Consider the following 24899-nt stretch of genomic DNA (forward strand, 5'->3'; position numbering starts at 1 on the left):
ATTTTGGGGGAAGATTGATGAAAAAAGGGGTAAGGAAATTTATTTTGACACTACATTTGGTGTGCAGTTTAGTTTTTGGACTATTTATTATTACTGTTTGCGCAACTGGTAGTGTATTAGTGTTTGGGAATCAGATTGAACATGTATTAAATCCACAATATTTTAAACCTGCAAGTAGTGAAAGAAATGTTGGAATTAAAGAAGCAGAAAAGATTTTTCTTGATAATTACGAAGGGTTTCAAATTTCAAGGTTGGATGTTCCTTCAAAATTATCAGATGTATACCATGCAAATATGTCAAAAGGACATAATGAAATTGATGCTTATATAGATCCTAGCAGTGGTAAATTATTAGGCAATTTTGATAGAGAGAAATCAATCGTATCTTTTTTTAAAGAGTTACACACACATTTATTGTTAGATGATATTGGAGAAACAATTATTGGTATAGTTGCAATTGCATTTATCCTAATTCTTATTACAGGTATTTATTTATGGTATCCAGGTATTAAAAGAATGCTTAAAAGTCTAAAAATTAAATGGAATAAAAGCCAAATGGCACGAAATCTATCATTACATAATTTCATAGGGGTCATTACTTTACCATTTTTACTTGTTGTAGCCATTACAGGAATGCTATTTCCTTTTCAAGAGAAGATTGAAGAATCTTTGAAATTGAAATTTACATCGAATTATCCTGAAGAACTTAAATCAGTTGATAACGGTAAACACCAAGTTGGATTAGATATTATTACTGATGAAATTAAAAAATTACACCCTGATGGAGAGCTATACAAGTTGAGACTTCCATCTGATAAAGATGGAGTGATAGAAGTTCAATTGAGTGATGGAAGTTATGATCCTGAAGGTAAGGGAAACACAATTGAATTCTTTGATCAATTTTCTGGAAAGCATTTAGGTACTTTTTCAAAAAATACTGAAACTGCTTACGATAAATTTTTTGTTTGGAGAGAAAGTTTACATAGAGGTACTTATGGCGGTGTTTTTGTAAAAACTATTTATGCGTTAGTTGGAATTGCTCCACTTGGACTAGGAATTACTGGTATTACGATGTGGGCTCTAAAGCGCAGAAACAAAGTTAAAAAAGTGAGAAGGCTGCAGCAAACAGCATAAAATGAATAAAACTGAATACGGATGAAAGATTTAACTACATCGGTTGAATCAGTTGATTGGAACCCGAAAGATAAATGCTCTAAAACAGTATTTATCTTTCGGGTTTTTTGAATCGATCCTAAATAATTTAAGCTATAAATCGAGCATATGTAACATTTGTATAGTAAAACAACAATTTTGTAGAAAGATAAAAATAGAAAAATATACAAAGTTAACGTTGACGTTAACGATAGGTTAGGAGTAATATAGAAAAGTGATGAATTTAAGGATTGAGTATTTACTGAAAGGGGGATTAAATAATGCAATATAAAATTGATGATGTTGCGAAAGAGTGTGGATTAACAAAGCGAGCGATTCGATATTATGAAGAAATTGGATTGATTCCTCCGCCAGATAGAAGTGAAGGTGGATTTCGCTTATATACAGATCAGCATATTGAACGTCTGAAACAAATTATGAATGTACGTGATGTGCTTGGTTTTTCTTTGCAGGAGGTACAGGAATATATTTCAATAAGTGATGCTTTCGAGGAACGACGTCTAGAATATCGAGCAGCAAAGGAAACATTAGATGATGAAAAAATAAAAGAAAAGCTTGTTGAGATCAAGCCTATTTTATCTAAACAATTAAACATGATTGATGAAAAGCTTAAGAAGATGAACGATATTCGTAACAATATGGATGATATGTACCAGAGAGTACTAAAAGCTTTAGAAAAATTTTAAATATGGGGATGAAGAAAGTTATGTCAAATTTGGCTAAGAGTAAGAACCTAAAGACAGAGTCTAAACAAAAATCTAGTCTATTAGACCAACCAAAGGCTATATGGGCAGTAGGTTTTGCGTGTATTATAGCTTTCATGGGAATAGGCTTAGTTGACCCGATTTTGCCTGCAATTGCAGAAAAAATGCATGCTTCACATAGTGATGTAACATTATTATTTACAAGCTACAATTTAGTAATGGCTTTTGCTATGTTAATTACAGGTTTTATTTCTTCTCGTATAGGAATAAAATGGACACTTCTTTTAGGAATTATGATTATTGCAGTTTTCTCAGGACTAGGTGGTAATTCTAATAGTATTTGGGAGCTAGTTTGGTTACGTGGGGGTTGGGGATTAGGAAATGCATTATTCGTAGCCACTGCGTTATCGGCAATTGTTTCATTATCTAGATCAGGTGTAGCACAATCTATTATTTTATATGAAACAGCAATCGGACTTGGTATTTCTGTAGGGCCATTATTAGGTGGAGAACTTGGATCTATCTCTTGGAGAGGACCATTTTATGGTGTAGCTTGTTTAATGGTTATCGCATTTTTATTGCTTTCCTTTATGATGCCAAAAACAAATGTAGTAAAAAATACTAAAAAAGCTTCTTTTCTTGATCCATTCCGTGCATTAAAACATAGATCACTTTTAACTTTAGGGATTACCGCATTTTTATATAATTTCGGATTCTTTACACTATTAGCATTCTCACCTTTCTTTATGGGATTAGATGAACACGGTTTAGGTTACGTATTTTTAGGATGGGGACTATTACTAGCAATTACATCTGTATTTATGGCACCAAAACTACAACAGAAGTTCGGTACACTTAAATCGATGTATGCAATGTTAACGCTTTTCGCCATTACTTTAATCATAATGGGAATAGGAACTGAAACAAATAATGTTATCATTTTCAGTGTAATTATAGCAGGAGCATTTTTAGGTAATAACAATACATTAATTACAACCGCAGTTATGCAAGCAGCACCAGTTGAAAGACCAACAGCATCAGCAGCATATAGCTTCCTACGTTTTATTGGTGGTGCAATTGCTCCTTACTTAGCAGGTAAACTAGCTGAGTGGTTCAATCCACATGTTCCATTCTATGTAGGTGGATGTTTCGTTTTACTTTCAGTTATCTTCCTATTTATGAATAAGAAACATTTAATTCATATCGATAAAGCGGAGTCAGCACATTAATTTCTAGGAAACTCTTTAGACTGTCTGCCAAACGCATGCTTTCGCCTACTTGCTGTGCTGATTACCTTCTCAGGTAAAAGTGCTCCTCATCAGGCTTTCACGCCGCGAGAGACAAGTGTTTGATAATCTAAAACTTCACAAAAAAGGTATCGAAAAGATGCCTTTTTTTTATGTAATTAAATAGAAAGTATATTTTTCAATATTTTTTTCCTCCCTATTTTATTTTTTTTATTAGATTATGCTAAAATGGGAAAAGATGATTTTTGGATGTGATTCGTTACGTTCAGTGGAAAAGGACGTGTAAAAGTGAAAGAACAGTTAGGAATTCCTGTTTCAATTGATTTTGAGACATTGATTAAAGATCCAAGTGGACGTGAAAAGATCAGTTTTCAAGCAAATGGTCTATACTATAAAAAAGATGATCTTACATACTTGTTATTTGATGAAAATCATGAGGACCGAAAAGTTAAAGCCACGATGAAAATCGGTAAAGGTGAAGTAACAATCATTCGAAATGGTGGTGTTACAATGCGCCATCTATACAAGGTCAATCAGACTACTGAAGGTACATTTTCAAATGAATTAGGTGTATTCCACACGAAAGCATATACTAAAAAATGTCAATTTCTCGTATCAGAAGGTCCATTAAAAGGTGTCCTGCAATTAGGGTATAAGTTATTTGTAGGTGACGAAAATGCTGGTTCGTATAACATTACAGTATCAATTAAGGAGGCTACGACATGAATACTTTAGAACAAGTAAAAAGTCGTTTAAAAGATGAGATAGAAGCTGCAGTATTAAAAGCAGAATTAGCAACAGAGGATCAATTGCCACAAGTAGTTTTAGAGACACCAAAAGATAAGGCTCACGGTGACTTTTCAACGAATATGGCAATGCAATTAGCTCGAGTTGCTAAAAAAGCACCGAGAATGATTGCAGAAGAATTAATAAATGCTTTTGACCAAAGTAAAGCTAGTATTAAAAAAGTAGAAATCGCTGGACCTGGTTTTATTAACTTCTATATGGATAATAGTTATCTGACAGATTTAATACCGACTATCATTGAAGCGGGACAAGGTTATGGACAAACTACTTTTGGAAACGGTGAGAAGGTTTTAGTAGAGTTTGTTTCAGCAAACCCAACTGGTGATTTACATTTAGGACATGCTCGCGGTGCTGCGTTTGGAGATTCTTTATGTAATATTTTAAATAAAGCTGGTTATAGTGTTACTCGTGAATACTACATTAACGATGCTGGAAACCAAATTAATAACCTTGCACTTTCTGTAGAAGCACGTTACATGCAAGCACTTGGTATGGAAAAAGAAATGCCTGCAGATGGTTACCATGGTGCAGATATTATTGAAATTGGTAAAACACTTGCTGCTGAATTTGGCGATCGTTATGTAAACGAGCCAGAAGAAGCTCGTTATAAATTTTTCCGTGAGTACGGTTTAAAGTTGGAAATGGAAAAATTACAACGTGACCTACGCAATTTCCGTGTAGAATTTGATGTTTGGTATTCAGAAACTTCACTATATGAAAATGGTAAAGTATTAGAGGCTCTTGCAGATTTAAAAGAGCGCGGCGAAACTTATGAAGAAGAAGGAGCAACTTGGTTCCGTTCAACAACATATGGTGATGATAAAGACCGTGTATTAATTAAAAGTGATGGCTCGTACACATATTTAACACCAGATATTGCTTATCACCGTGATAAATTAGGACGTGGAGCGGATAAATTAATTGATATACTTGGAGCAGATCACCATGGTTATATTCCTCGTATGAAAGCAGCAATCCAAGCTTTAGGATATAATGCTGACACGCTTGAAGTAGAAATTATCCAAATGGTTCAATTATACCAAGATGGTGAAAAAGTAAAAATGAGTAAACGTACAGGTAAGGCTGTTACGTTACGTGACTTAATGGAAGAAGTAGGCGTTGACGCAACTCGTTATTTCTTTGCAATGCGTGGTTGTGATTCGCATTTAGACTTTGATATGGACTTAGCTGTATCAAAATCAAATGAAAATCCAGTGTACTACTCTCAATACGCACACGCTCGCGTGTGTAGTATCCTTCGCCAAGGTGAAGAAATGGGTATTGTTTTTGATGGTTCTGCTGATTATGGACTTGTATCTTCTGAAAAAGAGTATGAGTTATTAAAGAAATTAGGAGAATTCCCAGCTGCTGTTTCTCATGCGGCATCAAAACGTTCTCCACATCATATTACAAACTATGTATTTGAATTAGCGGGTACGTTCCACAGCTTCTACAATGCAGAAAAAGTACTTGATGCAGAAAATGTTGATAAGTCGAAAGCGCGTCTTGCATTAATGAAAGCTGTTCAAGTAACACTTCAAAATGCATTAGCATTAGTTGGCGTAGCTGCTCCAGAAAAAATGTAATATTAAATAGTAAATACCATGGCCTTTAATTAGTCCATGGTATTTTTTTTATTCTTTCTTGGTATGAAATGTTAAAACAAGAGGGTAATTAAAACGTGAAATCACAGAAATAAACAATTTTTTTCATGAAATGACAAATTTATTTATTTTTTTTTATTTTGACCCCCTTAAAATGAAAACTTCCTACGAATGTATATAGTGAGATAACTAAAAGGGGAGAAAATTCATGAAAAAATTATTAGTACATACAACTGCAACGGCTTTATTATTATCACAATTAGGAATGGCAAATTCAGCTCTTGCTGATACAAACGAAACAGCATTACCAACAGATGCATTAAAACAAGAAGATCCATCTTTAGTAAAAGGTGATTTCCTTTATTTTGTTAAAACAACAGTAGAAAAAATTCAACTTTTACTAACAACTAATAAAGTAAAAGAAGCTGAATTATTAGCAGAGTTTGCTGGAGAGCGTATTCATGAAGCACGCGTTTTAATTAAAGAAGGTAAAGAGGATTTAGCGAAAGAAACAATTAAAGAAGCTGTATCAAAAATGGAAATTGCTCAAAAAGAAGTTGATGTTGAGCTTCCTGCCATGGATGACACAACAACAAGCACAGAAACAACAACAAGCACTGAAACAACAACAGGTACAGAAATAACAACAGGTACTGAAACAACAACAAGCACAGACACAACAACAGAAGATAAAGAAACTACTACAGAAGACGATAAGACTGAAGTAGAAAAAGAAACAAAGAAACTGACGAAAGAACAAAAAGAAATTGCAAAAATCCAACATCACTTAAATAATAACTTACTAGTTTTAGCAAATGTGTTAGATCAAGTTAAAAATCCTAAAGCTAAAGCTGCAATCGCTAATAATATCGAAAAAAGCTTTAATAAAATTGCTGATAAGTTAGAAAAGTTAATGAAAAAATCAGAAGGTAACGAATCAGTACTAACACCGGTAATCGAAATTAAATATCCAGAAAGCACAACTGATACTTCTAAAGAAACTACACCTGAAGTTATTACTACAATTACAAAAATTGAAGATGTAGAAGAGCAAGAGAATACTGCTGTTAAAAATGAAGTGATTGAAGAAGAAAAAACAGTAGAAAAAAATGATGAAGTTGCAGTTGTACCGACAACTACTAAAAAAGAGCATCCAAACGCTGAGAAAAAAGCTTTAAAATTAGTAGAAAAAGAAGCGAAACGAGTTAAAAAAGAAGAGAAACGTGCAGCAAAACGTGCTGAAAAAGAAGAAAAACGTGCAGCAAAAGAAGTTAAAAAAGAAGAGAAACATAACGAAAAACACGGAAATAAAGCAAACCATGAGAATCACGGGAAACACCAAGAGAAAGAAAATGGTGGTCATCACGGTAAAGATAACAAATAAGATAAATAAGTAATTAATTACCATTAACCTTTCTATAAAAATCACATGAAACATTATTAAAGATGCGATATGCTTTAGTAATGAGGTTCATTAAAACGGTGCCTAACTCATTCATTTTATATTAATGAATGAGTGGCGCCTTATGTTTTGAGAACCAATCCAGGAATTTATTGAGAGGAGATGTGGTCTTGTTACTAGCAATTTTTCAAACGCTATATAAACGAAAAGAAAAAATAGAAGATATTGTTTTAACAATCCAACAATCTTCTTCAAAAGAGTTAGATGATTTTATCGTTCAATATGAGCCATTTATTTTGAATACTACTTCTACAATTTGTGGGAGATATATTACCAAGCAAGATGATGAATATAGTATTGGCTTACATGCTTTTCACGAGGCGATCAATTTGTACTCCTATAAAAAAGGAGCATTATTTTTATCATTTGCTAAGTTAATCATTAAAAGAGAGTTAATAGATTACTTTAGAAAAGAATCTAGGCATCAGCATGTTACAGCAACGCAACTAGAATCTGATGAACTACATAATGAATATGACCTTCATGCATATGATTCATATATTAAGAATTTTGATGAATTAAACCGCAAAGAAGAGATTATTCACTTTAATGAAATGCTAAACCAGTTTGGGATATCCCTAGATAGTTTAGTAGACGTTTCACCTAAACATGAAGATACGAGAGAGCATATATTCTCAGTTGTTGAAATAATTACTTCTGATGAAGAAATGCTAACCTTACTATATAAAAAGAAAAAACTGCCTATGAATCTACTAGCAAGTAAAGTCGAACTTAGCCGTAAAACGCTCGAGAAACATAGAAAGTTTATTATTGCCATGTGCATCATTGCAGCGAATGATTATATTTATTTACAAAGTTATTTAAAAAGGGGGGACTGAAGATGAACAAAGGAATCGTTTTAAAAATAAATTCTCATTCTGTTATTGTGCTTACACCGGATGGGGAATATTTAAAATGTAAAAGATTATTGTCATCATATACAATTGGTGAAGAAATTCAGTTCCCTAACTATGCAGTCATCGTAAATAATAAAGTGAAAAAAATTATTCCTAAATTAGTCCCTGTTATGGTTGCTAGTGCCCTAATTTTAATGTCTTTTGTACTTGTAGATTTTAATAAAAAAAGAGTACTAGCAGCAGGTTATGTAAATATTGAATCTAAAGCTAAAGTTTCATTGATTCTAGATAAACAATTAAAAGTTATTTCCCTGAAAGCAAAAAATGATCAAGGGAAAAAGATCATTGCTGAGTTAAAGGACTGGGAAAAAGAATCAGTAAAAGATGTGACTGAAAAACTGATTGTTGAATTAGAGGAAAATCAGATAATTCAGCATGATGAAAAGGTTTCTATTTCAGGTTCAATGGATAAGAAATTTAGTAATGAGCAAAAGAAATTAAGTAAAGAAATAGATCATATCAAGCAAAGTAATGCTCATTTTGAAAATGAGCAACCAGTTAAAGAGGTACCAAAAAATAAAGATGCAAAAAATAAAAAAGATAAGAAGAACGGTATAAGCAAACAACCGAGTAATAAGTTTAATACTATAAAACATGAAACAAAAAATGATTCGAAAACCGTTGTGAAACAAGTGAATCAAAAGGGTAATAAGAATAAAGAAAAACAGAATCATTCAAATTCAGGTAATGGGTCTAATAAAAATCATCAAGAAAACAAAAAGCAGCAAGAAAATAAACATAACCATGATGATAAGAAGAACGACTCTTCAAAAAAAAACAAGAAAAATGATAATAGATGGCATCAGATAGGTAAAGGGAATCATCATTCAAATGATCGTAAAAAAAATGCTCAAAACCATCGTATAGATGATTCCAATAACCAGCCAGATAACAGATATAACAAAGGTCATGATCGAGGACAAAAACAAAATAAATATCGAGATGATTGCAAAAGAAAACGCTAGGAAGCTATTCCAAGCGTTTTTTTGATTTTTAAATATGTATTTCGGTGCTCCATACATTAATTGAAAAGAGAGTACTTACAATCGTTTTAAACTTCAATAGTTCCTCCATCAATTCGTTTGTAGCCTCGGATTTTTGATAAATCATCCATTAATTGTAGCAATGCAATATCCTTCTTTTTGGCTTCAATCATTATATCAATATCCTCGCCGATTGCTTTTGCTAGATCAAAAAATGGTTTGATAAAATCGATATTGATTAAATCGGAGTGAGCTCGAAATTCTTTATCTGATTTTGGAGAAGAAATATGTATTTTAGGTGTTAAGCTAGTTGATTCCCAAGTATGATAAATTTTTGGTAATAAGCTTTCTAATGGCTCTTCACAGTTATTTGCAATGTGATGATGATAGTCAAATACTAACGGGATTTTTTCTTTAACACAAATCTCAAGCGTTTCAGCGGTAGTATATGTTTTATCGTCATTTTCAAGTGTCATTTGTTTCTTAATACGAGCAGGTAGTTTTTTTATATTTTCAAAAAACCGATTGACCGCAAGCTCCTTATTTCCATAAGCACCACCAACATGAATGTTAATCACACTCTGGTTAGCTATTCCCATAGCTTCTAGAACATTATAATGATATTCCATATCTATAACTGCATTATCAGTAATATGCGGTTTATCACTTGTAAAAAGCGTAAATTGATTTGGGTGAAAGCTGACTCTTAATTGATTTTTTTTTATAAATTCTCCAATTTCTTTAAATTGGTCTAGAAAGATATTGAGATAATCAAATTCAACTTCTGGATGAGTTGCTAATGGAACCATAGAAGATGACATTCTATATAAAGGGATTTGCTGGCTTACATTATAGTGAAGTGCTCTAAATGTATTTTTAATATTTTGGGATGTAACATCCATTAATTTATCTAATCTTTCATTCTGTTCCATTGCTTTATAACGAGTTAAAGTGAGCGTTTTTGCTGGTGAACAATTATATAAAGATAATGCATGTGACACATATCCAAAGCGAATTTTCATATTTTCCACCTCAAAATTGCTTTTTTACATTAATGGAGAAAGTAGTTTAGAAATCAACTTGCGACATTTCCATAAAAATGAAGTATTTTTATAATGATCAATCGGATATGTTTTCGTGTTTTCCAAATCTTTTATAAACATTTCTTTGATTTTTAATATAAATGGTTTACTTGAAAAAATACAGCTCCACTCATCGTTAATGCATAAGCTCCTACGATCGAAATTCACTGAGCCAACGTCACATCTACAATCATCAATTAATAAAACTTTGGCATGGAAAAAGCCTTTTTGATAATGAAAAACTTTACCCCCGCCCTCTAAAATGAGTAAAAGATGAGGGAAAGAAGCTTCTTTTACAAGTCTGTGGTCTTCTTTTTCAGGAACCATAACACAAATATCGACACCACGATGAAGTGCTGCTAGTAATGAATTCATTAGCTTCTTAGTTGGTATAAAATACGGAGTTCCAATATAAATATGCTTTTCTGCATTGTCTATAAGTTCCTTGTAAAGTAATTCTATACGAGTAAAATCTGAAGAGTAAAAATGGTGTTCTGTATCCCCTTTAATGACGTCATCCGATACTTCAAATGGAAAGTAAATTCCGCCACTTCTTACCCAATCGATTAAAAATTGTGCGTGGAGGTCTCTAACACCTTCACCAGTCATTCGGATATGATAATCTCTCCAATAACCTAATACTTCGTCGAATCCTATGTATTCTTTACCGATATTAAAGCCACCAAAGTATCCTATTTTAGAATCAATCACTGTAATTTTCCGATGATTACGGTGTTGCAATCGATAAAATGTATATGGGAAGCCTGCACGTCGATTAAAAAGAAATTCTACGCCGTTTTCCTTTAATTGCTTAATTCTTTTTCGTTTGAGACCAAAGCTACCAATCCAATCAACCAACAGCTTAACTTGGCAGCCTTCCTGCGCTTTTTGTTCAAGTAAAGTGAGGAATTGTTCACTAGTATCATCATTTCGGATAATGTAAAATAGCATCGTTATACTTGATGTCGCTTCTTTGATGTCGTCTAGAAGGTGCTTGTAAAGGACATTTCCGTCAGTAATTAATTTTGTATGACTGTCTCTACTTATAAATGGACATGGTTTTTCATGTTTATGAAAAGCTTTATAGCCAAAATAAAGATCTAGACCAGCAAGGAGTATAAGCAATAGCAGTGCTATAATAATACAAATAAAAAGAAACATATGATTAAACTCCTTTATCTTGTACGTGTTGATAGTATGACCATTTAAAAAGCGGAATATGAAAAAGGGCTCATTTATCATGAAAAACTATTGACTGAATACTCATTCATTATATAATAATAGTATATATTGTCAGAATATTAATATGGTTATAAATTTTTAAAAAGTAAGCGTTTTATTTATAACCTAATTTGGGGGAGGAATACATCATGGATCACGCTCTATATTTTTTAAATGCGTTAGGGTTCGTAGCCATTACTGGTTATGCACTATATTTATTCGTTTACCTAATTACAACTAGATTAGCTTACATTAAACTTGGTAAAAAAGAAGAGTTCGAACAAAATTTCAAAGAACGTTTCGGGAAAATTTGGGTGAATGTATTTGGACAAAAAAAGCTCCTTAAAGATAAAAAAAGTGGAATCATTCACGTATTGTTCTTTTATGGATTTATTTTAGTTCAAGCTGGAGCACTTGATTTTATTTTAAGAGGGCTAATTCCGGGAGTTCATTTGCCACTTGGTCCTTTATACGGTGCATTTACGTTTTTTCAAGAAATAGTTGCCTTGTTAATATTAGTAGCAGTTATATGGGCATTCCATAGGAGATATATTGAAAAACTAGTCCGTCTTAAAAGAGGATGGAAGAATGGTTTAGTATTAATCTTTATCGGTTTATTGATGGTATCTACATTATTTGGCAATGGGATGGGGTTAATTTGGGACGGCGAAGGAGCTACATTTCATGAACCAATCGCTTCTGTAATCGCGACAATTTTTGGTGGTATTAGCGAACCATTTGCAATCTCATTCTTTTATGTAGCATGGTGGATCCATTTAATCACTCTTTTAACATTCTTAGTGTACGTACCGCAGTCAAAGCATGCGCATTTAATTGCTGGTCCTGCAAATGTATTCTTTAACCGTTTATCTAAGCCTGGAAAGCTTGAGAAAATTGATTTCGAAGATGAAACTCAAGAGACATTTGGTGTTGGTAAAATTAGTGACTTCCGACAATCACAACTAATAGATTTATATGCATGTGTAGAATGTGGACGATGTACAAATGTTTGTCCAGCAACAGGAACAGGAAAAATGTTATCTCCGATGGACTTGATATTAAAATTAAGAAATCATCTAACAGAAACAGGGGCTGTTGTAACTTCACGTGCTCCATGGGTTCCAACTGTTGCCTTTTCGAATACAAAAGGAAATCAGTTAGCATTTGCTGCGGCTGGTAAAGGACAACAAGAGTCAGCTGCGACTTTGGTAGACTATAATCCAAGTCTAATTGGAGATGTAATAACAGAAGAAGAAATCTGGGCATGTACTACTTGCCGTAACTGTGAGGATCAGTGTCCGGTAATGAATGAACATGTTGATAAAATTATTGATTTACGCCGTTATCTTGTTCTAACTGAAGGGAAAATGCAGCCAGATGCTCAGCGTGCTATGACGAATATTGAGCGCCAAGGTAATCCTTGGGGATTAAATCGTAAGGACCGCGAGAACTGGAGAGAGCTAGACGAAAGTATCCACATTCCTACAGTAAAAGAAGCTCAAAAAGCGGGCGAAGAAATTGAGTATTTATTCTGGGTTGGATCAATGGGTTCATATGATAACCGCAGTCAAAAGATTGCTTTAGCGTTTGCGAAGTTAATGAATGAAGCTGGCATTAAGTTTGCGATATTAGGTAATAAAGAGAAAAACTCTGGTGATACACCAAGACGATTAGGTCAGGAGTTCTTATTCCAAGAGCTTGCAAACAATAATATTGCTGAAATAGAAAAATCAGGAGTAAGTAAATTAGTAACGATTGATCCTCATGCTTACAACACATTTAAGAATGAGTATCCTGATTTTGGTTTATCGGTAGAGGTATATCACCACACTGAGTTATTATCTGAATGGGTAAAAGAGGGGAAATTAAAACCATTACATCAAGTTAATCAAGTCATTACTTACCATGATTCATGCTATTTAGGTCGATATAATGAAGTATATGAAGCGCCTAGAGATATCCTGCGAGCTATACCAGGAGTAACATTGGTTGAAATGGAACGTAAACGTGAAACTGGCATGTGCTGTGGTGCAGGTGGCGGATTAATGTGGATGGAAGAGCATGTTGGAAATAGAATCAATGTAACACGAACAGAGCAAGCACTAGCGGTAAGTCCGAATGTGATTGGTACAGGTTGTCCGTATTGCTTAACAATGTTATCTGATGGAACAAAAGCGAAAGAAGTGGAAGAGAAGGTTCAAACACTTGATGTAGCTGAACTATTAGAACTATCTATATTTGGTTCAAAACAAACACAAGCTTCTTAAGAAAGTTCTAAATAAATTTTAAAAATCATAAAATATTAATGGAATGGTGTACATCTCGTACACCATTTTCTTTGTTAAAAGTATGATTTTTTAAAGGATTATGACAAATGAAGGTTGAAATAGATAAAAATCTAAGGGGGTAGATTGATATGAGTAAAACAGTTATTGTCAGTGCAGTTCGTACACCAATCGGTCGTTTTGGAGGGATGTTAAAAAGTTTTAGTGCATCTGATTTAGGAGCAATTGCTATTCAAGCAGCATTAAACGAGGTAAACCATCCTTTTTCATCAATAAATGATGTTGTAATGGGAAGTGTTTTACAGGGTGGACAAGGCCAGTTACCTTCAAGGCAGGCTTTGCGCAAAGCGGGGTTACCATGGGAAACAAGAACAGAAACAATTAATAAGGTATGTGCATCAGGTATGCGAAGTGTTATGCTGTCAGATTTACTCATTCGTTCTGGAGAAAGTAAACGTGTAATAGCGGGTGGAATGGAGTCAATGAGTAATACGCCGTTTTATCAATCTACATTAAGATGGGGAAATAAATTAGGTAACACTGAATTAAAAGATGGTGTTTTGTTTGATGGACTCACTTGCTCATTTACAGGTGTTCATATGGGTACATATGGTAATAATGTTGCAAAAATCGAAGAGATCTCTCGTCAGCAGCAAGATGAATGGGCATTAAGAAGTCATTTATCTGCTGTAAATGCGATAAATACTGGTAAGTTCAAAGATGAAATCGTTTCTGTAGAAATAAAAGATAGAAAAGGCGCTATCACAAAAATAGAGGTTGATGAATGTCCTAGAGAAGATACATCAATTGAAAAATTGACAAAGCTTTCCCCTGCATTTGACCGTGATGGCACAATAACGGCAGGAAATGCGCCCGGTATTAATGATGGGGCATCTGCTCTATTATTAATGAGCGAGGATGAAGCTAAATTAAATAACTACAAGATTTTAGCTAAAATTCTTGCAACAGAATCAATAGCAGTTGAAGCACAGGATTTTCCAAGAACACCAGGTTATGTGATTCAAAAACTACTTCAAAAGACAAATAAAAAAGTTTCAGATATAAGCTTATTTGAAATCAATGAGGCTTTCGCGGCTGTTGTATTAGCAAGTGCAAAGATTGCTGACTTACCACTAGATAAAATTAATGTAAATGGTGGAGCAATCGCGCTTGGTCATCCAATTGGTTCAAGTGGAGCTAGAATTATTGTTACGCTCATACACGCTTTAAAGGCACAAGGTGGCGGACTTGGTATCGCAGCAATCTGTAGTGGTGGTGGGCAAGGCGACGCAGTGTTAATAGAGGTATAGGAGGGTTTAAAGACACTTGGTTAGAAAAGAACAGGGTAATGGGATTAGTTTTTATAGACTAATCCTAACTTCTTTCTCTTTTCGAACCTTTTTGTTTTTTAATTTTTCAAAATTCTACAAAAAATAACAAGGGATTTTGAAGTTTTTGTAGAATTATTTAATATGTAGACTGCATATTAAAGCAGAATTCAAACAATTATGGTAACGCTTACAAATTTCGACGGTATTCTTGTAATATTGGGCTTCTTAAAGTACTGAAATAAGGAAAAAAGGTAAGAGATTGTGTATAGAAGAAGGATTAATGTCTTTTTCTAATTCTTAAAATCTTTTCGCCTTAACCCTACCCTATTAATGATAATGGAGGAAGAAAAGTATGCAATTTCGTCTAAGTGAAGAACATGAAATGATTCGAAAAATGGTAAGGGATTTTGCGAAAAATGAGGTTGCACCTTCTGCAGCTGAACGTGATGAGCATGAAAAGTTTGACCGAAATATTTTTAATCAAATGGCAGAGCTTGGATTAACAGGAATTCCATTTCCAGAAGAGTATGGTGGAATCGGTAGTGATTATTTAGCATATGTTATTGCAGTTGAGGAACTGTCTAGAGTATGTGCTTCAACAGGTGTAACACTGTCTGCTCATACATCTTTAGCAAGCTGGCCTATTTATAAATTTGGAACTGAAGAACAAAAACAAAAATATTTAAAACCGCTAGCACAGGGGACAAAAATTGGTGCCTACGGTTTAACAGAACCAGGATCAGGTTCAGATGCTGGTGGAATGAGAACAACTGCCCGAAAAGAAGGAAATGAATATATATTAAATGGTTCAAAAATTTTCATTACAAATGGTGGAGAAGCAGAGATTTATGTTGTATTCGCAATTACTGATCCTACGAATAAACATGGAGTATCGGCATTTATCGTGGAAAGTGATTCACCAGGTTTTTCAGTTGGGAAGAAGGAAAGTAAATTAGGAATTCGTTCATCTCCGACAACAGAAATTATTTTTGAAGACTGCCGTATTCCAGCAGAAAATCTATTAGGTGAAGAAGGGCAAGGATTTAAGGTTGCCATGCAAACACTTGATGGAGGAAGAAATGGGATTGCAGCTCAAGCTGTTGGTATTGCACAAGGTGCATTAGATGCATCAGTTGACTACGCAAAAGAACGAGTACAATTTGGTAAGCCAATTATTGCTCAACAAGGTATTGCTTTTAAACTTGCGGATATGGCGACTGGTGTAGAGGCTGCTCGTCTATTAACCTATCAAGCTGCTTGGTTAGAGTCTAATGGGCTTCCATATGGTAAAGAGTCTGCTATGTCGAAGTTATTTGCTGGAGATACAGCAATGAAAGTGACAACTGAAGCAGTTCAAGTATTTGGTGGATATGGTTACACGAAAGATTATCCTGTGGAGCGTTTCATGCGTGATGCGAAAATTACACAGATCTATGAAGGTACTCAAGAAATTCAGAAGCTAGTAATCTCTAGAATGCTATAAGAAGTGATAAGATTCTAAATTCTTTTATGTAGTACAAAAGGTGAAATTAACTTGGTATGAGGGATGAAAAGCCTTTTACCAAGTTTTCTTTCTGAACGAGGTAATGATAATAACGGAGGCTGATTAGTATGGTAGAAAAGTATCAAGCTAAATATAAGATTCGTTTTGTAACTGCATCAAGCTTATTTGACGGTCATGATGTTTCCATCAATATGATAAGAAGATTATTGCAGGAAAATGGTGTTGAGGTTATTCATCTAGGACATAATCGTTCGGTTGAAGAAATTATAAATGCAGCGATTCAAGAAGATGTACAAGGTATCTCTATTTCATCTTACCAAGGTGGACATATGGAATACTTTAAATATATGTATGACTTACTACAAGAAAGAGGTGCTTCACACATCAAGTTATTTGGTGGTGGTGGAGGAGTTATTCTTCCTCGTGAGCAAGAAGAGTTAGAAGCATACGGTATAACAAAAATTTATTCTCCTGAAGATGGGCGAACAATGGGACTTCAAGGCATGATTAATCACATGTTACAAAGTACAGACTTCCTTCCTCCTCTAAAGGATATTGAAAATGTGCAGCAAATTACAGCTTCAAATCATAAGGAAATTGCTAGATTTATAACTTTAGCTGAAAACAAAGGTTCTCTAGATTCAAGTTTAGAAATGGCCGCTACTTTAGAAAAATCAGAAGTTAGCAATAGCGTCGTAATTGGTATGACGGGAACTGGTGGAGCAGGAAAAAGTTCATTAACAGATGAATTAGTTCGCCGTTTTATCCAAGAGTTCCCCGAGAAGACAATTGGTATCGTTTCAATCGATCCGACAAAGCGTAAAACAGGTGGGGCATTACTTGGAGATCGTATTCGAATGAATGCAATCCATCATCCTAATGTTTATATGAGAAGCTTAGCAACAAGAAACAGTCAGTCAGAAATCTCAAATGCTCTTGGCGACTCTTTAGCAATTTTAAAATCAGCAAACTTCGATGTAATTTTTGTTGAAACTAGTGGGATCGGTCAAGGGGATGCTGCAATCACTCAATTTAGTGACATTCATTTATATGTGATGACAAGTGAGTTTGGAGCGCCTTCACAATTAGAAAAAATCGATATGATTGATTTTGCTGATTTAATAGCAATCAATAAATTCGAACGTCAAGGTTCTGAGGATGCGTTACGTTTAGTTCAAAAACAATATCAACGTAGTCGTCACTTATTCCATGATGATTTAGAAACAATGCCTGTGTATGGAACGATTGCAAGTCAGTTTAATGATGCAGGAACGAATAACTTATTTTTAGCATTAACAGGTGAGATTGAGAAGAAAGTGAATAAACAATGGAAAACAACATATATTCAACCTGGAAATGTCGAAAAACAACATGTCATTATCCCAAGTAAACGTCGTTTTTATTTAAGGGAAATCGCTGAAACAGTTAGAAATTACCATCAAAATACTGAGGCAGAAGCAATTAAAGCTTCTAAGTTATATCAAATTGAAGGAACATTGAATGAAATAGAGTCATTGAATGTTGAAGATGGAAAAGGAACTTTAGTAGAGTTAAAACAGAAATTTGAAGACTCTCTAGCACCATCATCAAAACAAGCATTAAACCATTTTAAACAAATCAAAGAAGCGTATTCTCAAGATCAACTGGTACAAAAAATTCGAGATAAAGAAATTAAAGTTGAATTAACAACTAAGACTTTATCTGGAACGAAAATACCAAAAATATCTGTTCCAACTTATCGCGATTATGGTGATTTATTAAGATGGGTAGCAAAAGAAAACGTTCCTGGCTATTTTCCATTTACTGCAGGCGTATTCCCATTTAAACGTCAAGATGAAGATCCAAAGAGACAATTTGCGGGAGAAGGACCACCAAGTCGAACGAATAAACGTTTCCACTACTTATGTGAAAACGATCCTGCTAAGCGTCTAAGTACAGCATTTGACTCGGTTACGCTATATGGAGAGGATCCTGCAACACGACCAGATATTTTTGGAAAGATTGGTGAAAGTGGCGTTAGCGTATGTACATTAGATAATATGATTGAATTATATAAAGGCTTTGATTTATGTAATCCGATGACTTCTGTGTCGATGACGATTAACGGTCCTGCACCAATTATCTTAGCGATGTTTTTAAATACTGCTATTCATCAGCAAGTTGAAATAAAAGAAAAGGAACTAGGGCGAATTTTAACTGTAGAGGAATTTACAGAAGTAAAAGTAACAACATTACAAAAAGTTCGTGGAACAGTTCAAGCTGACATTCTAAAAGAAGACCAAGGTCAAAATACTTGTATTTTCTCTACAGAGTTTGCGTTAAAAATGATGGGCGACATTCAGCAATATTTTATTGATCATAAAGTTCGTAATTACTATTCAGTATCAATTTCTGGATATCATATTGCTGAAGCTGGAGCAAATCCAATATCACAGCTAGCATTTACTTTATCTAATGGATTTACTTATGTTGAATATTACTTAAGTCGTGGAATGAAAATTGATGATTTTGCACATAACCTATCATTCTTCTTTAGCAATGGATTAGATGCTGAGTATTCAGTAATTGGAAGAGTTGCGCGCCGTATTTGGGCAGTAGCGATGAAAGAGAAGTATGGTGCTTCTGAGAGAAGTCAGAAACTTAAATATCATGTTCAAACATCAGGACGCTCACTACATGCCCAAGAAATGGCGTTTAATGATATCCGAACTACATTACAAGCTTTAATGGCTTTATATGATAACTGTAACTCGCTTCATACAAACGCTTACGATGAGGCTGTTACGACGCCTACAGAAGAGTCTGTTCGACGCGCAATGGCAATCCAGCTTATTATTCAAAAAGAAAACGGATTATCAAAAAATGAAAATCCAATCCAAGGATCATTTATTATCGAGCAACTTACAGACTTAGTAGAAGAAGCAGTTTTAAAAGAGTTTGAAAGAATTAGTGACCGTGGTGGCGTATTAGGTGCGATGGAGCTTCAATATCAGCGTGGTAAGATTCAAGAAGAATCTCTATACTATGAAACGTTAAAGCATAATGGTGAACTTCCAATCATTGGTGTTAATTCATATATCAATCCGAATGAACAAATGGATTCTATTAATTCAATGGAGATTGCAAGAGCTAGTAATGACGAAAAGCAATCACAGATTGATCATGTTGCTGGTTTCCAAACGAAACATGGTTCGGAAGCAAATGCTGCATTAGAACGTTTAAAGCAAGTAGCTCGACAAAATGGAAATCTATTTGAAGAGTTAATGAATACTGTAAGAGTTGCTAGTTTAGGTCAAATAACGCAAGCACTTTATGAAGTTGGCGGACAGTATAGAAGAAATATGTAAAAACTTATTCATTAAATGGGCGTCTTTTTGACGCTCATTTATCATTTTTTCATTAAAAAATAGGGTAATATCGAAAAATATAGTCTAGGTGCTAGCATATTTAATATACTTTTGTTTATAATGAAAGATATGTATTTTATAACTAACAAGTAAAATTTATACATAATGTGATTAATTTACGTTAAAAATATTATTTTTAAAGGAGTGCTTACCTTTGAGTTTAAAGCAATACTCGGAAGAGCAATTAAAAGAATTATCGTTAATTGAATTATCATATGAATTATTCTCTGAAACAAAAGAACCGTTTTCTTTTTATGATTTAGTAGACCGCATGGCGTCAGAATTAGGTGTAACAAGAGACGAGCTTTTAGAAAAGCTTCCTCAATTTTATACTGAATTAAACATCGATGGTCGTTTTGTATGTTTAGGTGAAACTCGTTGGGGCCTACGTGCTTGGTATCCGTATGATCAAGCTGAAGAGGAAGTATTACCAGTAGCGAAACCTAAGAAGAAACGTGCTAAAAAGTTTGAAGAAGATGATGATTTTGCTGAATTTGATTCTGCAGATGATGAAGATTTTGAAGAAGATGAAGATTTAGTTGAGTTAGATGAACTAGATGATGATCTTGTTGATGACGTTGTTGATGAGTTTGATGACGAAGAAATCGATGAAGATGAAGATATAGATTTAGATGACGAAGATTTAGATTTAGAAGATGAAGAGGAAGAATTAGAAGAACTTGATGAAGAAGAAGAACTATAAGTTCTTGACTTTTAGATAGTGAATAAGTACAATTCTTATTGGGCTCTTTAAAAAAGAACGAAATATATTTGACGCTCCCTATATTATATAGGGGGCGTCTTTATTTTTTTAACGAGAAACTTGATGTATCAACCTTTTATGGATGGTTTGTTTTGTTGTTTTTAAATAGATAAATCATGTTAACCTGCATGAAATAATCCTATTTTGGACGACAATAAAGCATACATAAAAATATGTTATTAATTAAATTTTTATAAATTTAGCTTTGTATTTCTACTAAAGAAAAATAAAATTACGAATGCTAAAAAAATGAAAGGGGCTCAATTATGACAAAGTATATTTTCGTAACAGGTGGCGTAGTTTCTTCTCTTGGTAAAGGGATTGTTGCAGCATCTTTAGGACGACTATTAAAAAACAGAGGATTAAATGTAACAATTCAAAAGTTTGATCCGTATATCAACTTAGATCCAGGAACAATGAGTCCTTATCAACATGGTGAAGTTTTCGTAACAGATGACGGAGCGGAAACAGATTTAGATTTAGGTCACTATGAACGTTTCGTTGATATCAATGTAACTAAATTTAATAATGTTACGTGCGGTAAAGTGTATTCTACAGTACTTCAAAAAGAACGTCGTGGAGATTATTTAGGGGGCACAGTACAAGTTATTCCTCATATTACAAATGAAATTAAAGATAAAGTTTTCCGTGCAGGTCGCGAAACAAATGCTGATGTTGTCATTACTGAGATTGGTGGAACAGTAGGAGACATCGAATCATTACCTTTCATTGAGGCAATTCGTCAAATTAAAGGTGATGTAGGTCGAGAAAATGTAATGTACGTTCATTGTACACTTCTTCCATATATAAAAGCAGCTGGTGAATTAAAAACGAAACCAACACAACATTCTGTAAAAGAACTTCGTAGCATTGGTATTCAACCAAATGTCATCGTATTACGTTCTGAAACATCTGTACCACAAGAAATGAAAGATAAAATCGCTCAATTCTGTGATGTTGATGCAAAAGATGTAATTGAATGTGTAGATGCAGAAACACTTTACGAAATTCCATTAGCTCTACAAGCTCAAGGTTTAGATGCGATCGCTTGTGAACATTTAAAATTAAAAACAAACGAACCAGATATGACAGAATGGATTGCTTTAGTAGATAAAGTTAAAAATCTAACTAAATCAACAAAAATTGCACTTGTAGGTAAATATGTAGAATTACAAGATGCTTACATTTCTGTAGCTGAAGCATTAAAACATGCTGGTTATTCTTTTGATAGTGAAATTGAAATTAAATGGATTAACGCTGAAGAAGTTACAACGAATAATGTAAGTGAATTATTAAGTGATGTTGATGGTATCCTTGTACCTGGTGGCTTTGGTGATCGAGGAGTAGAAGGTAAAATTCTAACTGCTCAATTTGCTCGAGAAAACAACGTACCATTCTTAGGAATTTGTTTAGGAATGCAAATTGCATCTATTGAATATGCTCGTAATGTACTAGGAATGAAAGGTGCTCATTCTGCTGAAATTGATCCGACAACTAACTACCCAATCATTGACCTTTTACCTGAGCAAAAAGACGTTGAAGACTTAGGTGGAACTTTACGTTTAGGTTTATACCCATGTAAACTGATTGAAGGTACGAAGGCATATGAGGCTTATGGTGATGAAGTAGTTTACGAACGTCATCGTCATCGTTATGAGTTCAACAATGAATACCGTCAACAAATGGAACAAGCTGGATTTGTATTCTCAGGTACTAGCCCTGATGGCCGTTTAGTTGAAATTATTGAGTTACCAAATCATCCTTGGTTTGTGGCATCTCAATTCCACCCGGAATTTATTTCACGTCCAAATAGACCACAACCATTATTTAGAGACTTCGTTGGAGCTTCTTTAAATAATAAAAAATAATCTTATGAATGAAACACCCAACACTTTGATTTGTGTTGGGTGTTTTTAAATTATTCAAAATCGGCCAAAATTTCATTGATTGTTAAAAGTATGCAATGATAAATAAATAATCCTGTTAATAAAATCGGTAAACCAATACGGTCGCCTTCTTCAGTAGGTACTAATTTACGAGTTAGTTCATAATTAATAAAAATATCAGCAAGATCTGATAATGAATCATTCTCAATTACTGTAGAAACGACAACAAAGCCAATTCCGTTTTTGGTTAGTGTATTTGCAATTTGAATAACTTCTTCATCATCTGCCTGCTTCGCAAATAAGAGGACACGATCGACTGAAGATAATGATTTCATTCGGCTTTCTTCAAATAAAGGTTCAAATGATTGGGGTGTATCTTCTCCGTATTTGATTTCAGAAACGATTCCTGAAAATTCTTTTGCACCGTGTACATAAACTTTTCCTTCGCCAACAATTGCTTGTGCTAAAAAGCGAGAAGCATCTTCAAATACATCTTCTTGCTTTAATATCTTTTGAAAAACACCATTTAGTTGTGTTGTAAAAATTTTTAACATTTTGTGTACTCCCTCTTAAAAAAGTATGTGCTAACCATTATACTGTAAAGTAGGTATCGAATTAAATCATTCAAAAAGTAATAATTTATAAAAATTACGAAAAGATGCAGGAAAATAGGACTTCTAAATAGAATGTAAAAATTTAGGGGAATATGTATTTTTTGCATGTAGTCAGATCTGGTTAAGAGAGGTGGTACTAATTTTGGGAAACAAGTTATTAATTGTAGATGATCAGTACGGAATTCGTTTACTACTACATGAGATTTTCAAAAAAGAAGGTTACGAAGTTTTTCAGGCTGCCAACGGTTTTCAAGCAATCGATATTGTCATTAAAGATTGTCCCGACTTAGTAATTCTTGATATGAAAATACCAGGCATGGACGGAGTAGAAATTTTAAAACGTATTAAAGAGATTAACAAAGAGATTAAAGTTATTTTAATGACAGCTTATGGTGAATTAGACATTATTGAAGAAGCTAAAAAACTAGGAGCACTTCGATATTTTCCAAAGCCATTTGATATTGATGAAATTAAAAAAGTGGTTAGAGAACATACTTCTCAACCTCAATCTCTTCAATAACACTAGCAGATGGCAAAAGACCATCTGTTTTTTATTTACACTGCGCTTTTTGAAAGCGTTTTCGGAAATAGCGTAAAAAAACTATATATATCATACATAATTGTCTAAAATGTTAAGATAATACGAACATTAATGGATAACTGTTGTATTTTCGTATCATTTTTTGTATTCTTAGTAAGTGATAGAGGTACCTATCAAAATACATAATAAAGAACAATTTGTTGCAATCTATTCTTGTTAGTACGATTATGGGTACAAAATTTAACTTATATAAAAGATTAGAAGGAGGGCTTATCATGCCTTTAGTATCTATGACTGAAATGCTTAATAAAGCAAAAGAAGGTAAGTATGCAGTTGGTCAATATAATATCAATAACTTAGAATGGACTTATGCTATTCTTACTGCTGCTGAAAGAGAACAATCTCCAGTAATCCTTGGTGTTTCTGAGGGTGCAGCAAAGTATATGGGCGGATTTAATACTGTTGTAAAAATGGTAGAAGGTCTATTAATTGATTTAAAAGTAACTGTTCCAGTTGCAATCCATCTTGACCACGGTTCAAGCTATGACGTATGTAAAGCTGCAATCGATGCAGGTTTCACATCTGTAATGATTGATGCTTCACATGATCCATTTGAGCAAAACGTAGAAACTACTAAAAAAGTAGTTGAATATGCACACTCAAAAGGTGTTTCTGTAGAAGCTGAATTAGGTACAGTTGGTGGGCAAGAAGATCATGTTGTAGGTGACATCATCTATGCTGATCCTGCTGAGTGTAAAGAATTAGTTGAACGTACTGGTATTGATTGCCTAGCTCCTGCTTTAGGATCTGTTCACGGACCATACAAAGGTGAACCTAAATTAGGTTTCGACGAGATGGAACAGGTTGGTAAAGAAACAAATGTACCATTAGTATTACATGGTGGTACTGGAATTCCTACTGAACAAATTCAAAAAGCGATTGCTCGCGGTACTGCGAAAATCAACGTTAATACTGAAAACCAAATTGCTTTTAACAAAGCTGTTCGTGAATTCATCGCTAAAGATCAAAACCAATATGATCCTCGTAAAGTGATCGGACCTGGACGTGAAGCGATTATCGCTACTGTTACTGGTAAAATTCGTGAGTTTGGTACAAGCAACAAAGCATAATTTAAAGAGTTATCGAATGAATTATGTTATATTGAAAATAATGAAACCGTCTAAAACTATTTAGACGGTTTTCTTTTTTAGCAATTTTTTATGAGAATACTTCATAGCCTAGTAGAAGGTTTTCGAAATAAAATAGAGAATATCTTAAAACAGGTTAAAGAAACCATTAAATTATTATTGGTATACATATTGTTAGGTCTCTGAAATTTTTTATATTAAATGTAGTAATTTATAATTTA

The 24899-nt window shown here is 33.8% G+C and carries 19 protein-coding genes; 16 read left to right on the forward strand and 3 right to left on the reverse strand.

What is annotated here, in order from left to right; all coding sequences use genetic code 11:
• The first annotated feature begins 17 nt into the window (after positions 1–17).
• From ABID96_RS00600 to ABID96_RS00635, 8 genes are all read left to right on the forward strand, one after another.
• Positions 18–1133 (forward strand): PepSY-associated TM helix domain-containing protein, encoded by a 1116-nt coding sequence (locus tag ABID96_RS00600; protein ID WP_192603599.1) that lies wholly within the window; start codon positions 18–20, stop codon positions 1131–1133.
• Positions 1134–1432: 299 nt separating this feature from the next.
• Positions 1433–1858, forward strand: coding sequence for a MerR family transcriptional regulator (locus ABID96_RS00605; RefSeq protein WP_377896508.1), 426 nt, complete (start codon positions 1433–1435; stop codon positions 1856–1858).
• Positions 1859–1878: 20 nt separating this feature from the next.
• Positions 1879–3105, forward strand: a complete 1227-nt coding sequence (locus ABID96_RS00610) for an MFS transporter (RefSeq protein WP_192603598.1) — start codon at positions 1879–1881, stop codon at positions 3103–3105.
• 306 nt (positions 3106–3411) lie between these two features.
• Positions 3412–3849, forward strand: a complete 438-nt coding sequence (locus tag ABID96_RS00615) for a YwiB family protein (RefSeq protein ID WP_088001472.1) — start codon at positions 3412–3414, stop codon at positions 3847–3849.
• On the forward strand, positions 3846–5516 hold the full coding sequence (argS, locus tag ABID96_RS00620; protein ID WP_192603597.1) for an arginine--tRNA ligase: 1671 nt from the start codon (positions 3846–3848) through the stop codon (positions 5514–5516). The genes ABID96_RS00615 and argS overlap by 4 nt, the downstream gene beginning before the upstream one ends.
• Positions 5517–5742: 226 nt before the next feature.
• The gene (locus tag ABID96_RS00625; protein ID WP_192603596.1) at positions 5743–6918 is read left to right on the forward strand and encodes a DUF5667 domain-containing protein; all 1176 of its coding nucleotides are present in this window, start codon (positions 5743–5745) and stop codon (positions 6916–6918) included.
• Positions 6919–7106: 188 nt separating this feature from the next.
• Positions 7107–7835 carry an RNA polymerase sigma-I factor gene (gene sigI, locus ABID96_RS00630; RefSeq protein WP_377896511.1) on the forward strand — a complete coding sequence of 243 codons (729 nt, stop codon included), beginning with the start codon at positions 7107–7109 and terminating at the stop codon, positions 7833–7835.
• 2 nt (positions 7836–7837) lie between these two features.
• Entirely contained in the window at positions 7838–8878 is a 1041-nt protein-coding gene (locus ABID96_RS00635) for an anti-sigma factor domain-containing protein (RefSeq protein ID WP_192603594.1), read from the forward strand.
• An 86-nt stretch (positions 8879–8964) separates the two neighbouring features.
• Here ABID96_RS00635 and uvsE read toward each other — a convergent pair whose 3' ends face one another.
• Both uvsE and cls read right to left on the reverse strand, forming a co-directional pair.
• Positions 8965–9918 (reverse strand): UV DNA damage repair endonuclease UvsE, encoded by a 954-nt coding sequence (gene uvsE / locus ABID96_RS00640; protein WP_192603593.1) that lies wholly within the window; start codon positions 9916–9918, stop codon positions 8965–8967.
• A gap of 24 nt (positions 9919–9942) precedes the next feature.
• Complete coding sequence (cls, locus tag ABID96_RS00645; protein ID WP_192603592.1) at positions 9943–11139, reverse strand: cardiolipin synthase; 1197 nt, start codon at positions 11137–11139, stop codon at positions 9943–9945.
• Positions 11140–11348: 209 nt separating this feature from the next.
• Here cls and ABID96_RS00650 point away from each other — a divergent pair, with 209 nt between their 5' ends.
• From ABID96_RS00650 to ABID96_RS00675, 6 genes are all read left to right on the forward strand, one after another.
• The gene (locus ABID96_RS00650) at positions 11349–13466 is read left to right on the forward strand and encodes a (Fe-S)-binding protein (RefSeq protein WP_192603591.1); all 2118 of its coding nucleotides are present in this window, start codon (positions 11349–11351) and stop codon (positions 13464–13466) included.
• A gap of 149 nt (positions 13467–13615) precedes the next feature.
• On the forward strand, positions 13616–14794 hold the full coding sequence (locus ABID96_RS00655) for an acetyl-CoA C-acetyltransferase (RefSeq protein ID WP_192603590.1): 1179 nt from the start codon (positions 13616–13618) through the stop codon (positions 14792–14794).
• Positions 14795–15167: 373 nt separating this feature from the next.
• Positions 15168–16298, forward strand: coding sequence for an acyl-CoA dehydrogenase (locus ABID96_RS00660; RefSeq protein ID WP_088001454.1), 1131 nt, complete (start codon positions 15168–15170; stop codon positions 16296–16298).
• Positions 16299–16426: 128 nt separating this feature from the next.
• The gene (gene icmF, locus ABID96_RS00665) at positions 16427–19666 is read left to right on the forward strand and encodes a fused isobutyryl-CoA mutase/GTPase IcmF (protein WP_192603589.1); all 3240 of its coding nucleotides are present in this window, start codon (positions 16427–16429) and stop codon (positions 19664–19666) included.
• Positions 19667–19880: 214 nt separating this feature from the next.
• Positions 19881–20429 (forward strand): DNA-directed RNA polymerase subunit delta, encoded by a 549-nt coding sequence (gene rpoE / locus ABID96_RS00670; protein WP_192603588.1) that lies wholly within the window; start codon positions 19881–19883, stop codon positions 20427–20429.
• Positions 20430–20755: 326 nt separating this feature from the next.
• On the forward strand, positions 20756–22357 hold the full coding sequence (locus ABID96_RS00675) for a CTP synthase (protein WP_192603587.1): 1602 nt from the start codon (positions 20756–20758) through the stop codon (positions 22355–22357).
• 50 nt (positions 22358–22407) lie between these two features.
• On the opposite strand, the gene ABID96_RS00680 is transcribed toward ABID96_RS00675, so the two are convergent.
• Entirely contained in the window at positions 22408–22929 is a 522-nt protein-coding gene (locus tag ABID96_RS00680) for a DUF2529 family protein (protein ID WP_192603586.1), read from the reverse strand.
• Positions 22930–23131: 202 nt separating this feature from the next.
• On the opposite strand from ABID96_RS00680, the gene ABID96_RS00685 reads away from it, so the two are divergent.
• Together ABID96_RS00685 and ABID96_RS00690 are read left to right on the forward strand one after the other, a co-directional pair.
• Positions 23132–23509 carry a response regulator gene (locus ABID96_RS00685; RefSeq protein ID WP_088001444.1) on the forward strand — a complete coding sequence of 126 codons (378 nt, stop codon included), beginning with the start codon at positions 23132–23134 and terminating at the stop codon, positions 23507–23509.
• Between the two features lie 296 nt (positions 23510–23805).
• On the forward strand, positions 23806–24660 hold the full coding sequence (locus ABID96_RS00690; protein WP_088001442.1) for a class II fructose-bisphosphate aldolase: 855 nt from the start codon (positions 23806–23808) through the stop codon (positions 24658–24660).
• Positions 24661–24899: the final 239 nt, after the last annotated feature.

Source organism: Gottfriedia sp. OAE603 (assembly GCF_040543965.1).
Taxonomy (GTDB): Bacteria; Bacillota; Bacilli; order Bacillales; family Bacillaceae_G; genus Gottfriedia; species Gottfriedia solisilvae.

Bases quoted from the DNA above. Each gene is read 5' to 3' on its own strand.
- ABID96_RS00600 (WP_192603599.1), top strand. From the start codon at position 18: ATGAAAAAAGGGGTAAGGAAATTTATTTTGACACTACATTTGGTGTGC.
- ABID96_RS00605 (WP_377896508.1), top strand. From the start codon at position 1,433: ATGCAATATAAAATTGATGATGTTGCGAAAGAGTGTGGATTAACAAAG.
- ABID96_RS00610 (WP_192603598.1), top strand. From the start codon at position 1,879: ATGTCAAATTTGGCTAAGAGTAAGAACCTAAAGACAGAGTCTAAACAA.
- argS (WP_192603597.1), top strand. From the start codon at position 3,846: ATGAATACTTTAGAACAAGTAAAAAGTCGTTTAAAAGATGAGATAGAA.
- ABID96_RS00625 (WP_192603596.1), top strand. From the start codon at position 5,743: ATGAAAAAATTATTAGTACATACAACTGCAACGGCTTTATTATTATCA.
- ABID96_RS00635 (WP_192603594.1), top strand. From the start codon at position 7,838: ATGAACAAAGGAATCGTTTTAAAAATAAATTCTCATTCTGTTATTGTG.
- uvsE (WP_192603593.1), bottom strand. From the start codon at position 9,918: ATGAAAATTCGCTTTGGATATGTGTCACATGCATTATCTTTATATAAT.
- cls (WP_192603592.1), bottom strand. From the start codon at position 11,139: ATGTTTCTTTTTATTTGTATTATTATAGCACTGCTATTGCTTATACTC.
- ABID96_RS00650 (WP_192603591.1), top strand. From the start codon at position 11,349: ATGGATCACGCTCTATATTTTTTAAATGCGTTAGGGTTCGTAGCCATT.
- ABID96_RS00655 (WP_192603590.1), top strand. From the start codon at position 13,616: ATGAGTAAAACAGTTATTGTCAGTGCAGTTCGTACACCAATCGGTCGT.
- ABID96_RS00660 (WP_088001454.1), top strand. From the start codon at position 15,168: ATGCAATTTCGTCTAAGTGAAGAACATGAAATGATTCGAAAAATGGTA.
- icmF (WP_192603589.1), top strand. From the start codon at position 16,427: ATGGTAGAAAAGTATCAAGCTAAATATAAGATTCGTTTTGTAACTGCA.
- ABID96_RS00675 (WP_192603587.1), top strand. From the start codon at position 20,756: ATGACAAAGTATATTTTCGTAACAGGTGGCGTAGTTTCTTCTCTTGGT.
- ABID96_RS00680 (WP_192603586.1), bottom strand. From the start codon at position 22,929: ATGTTAAAAATTTTTACAACACAACTAAATGGTGTTTTTCAAAAGATA.
- ABID96_RS00690 (WP_088001442.1), top strand. From the start codon at position 23,806: ATGCCTTTAGTATCTATGACTGAAATGCTTAATAAAGCAAAAGAAGGT.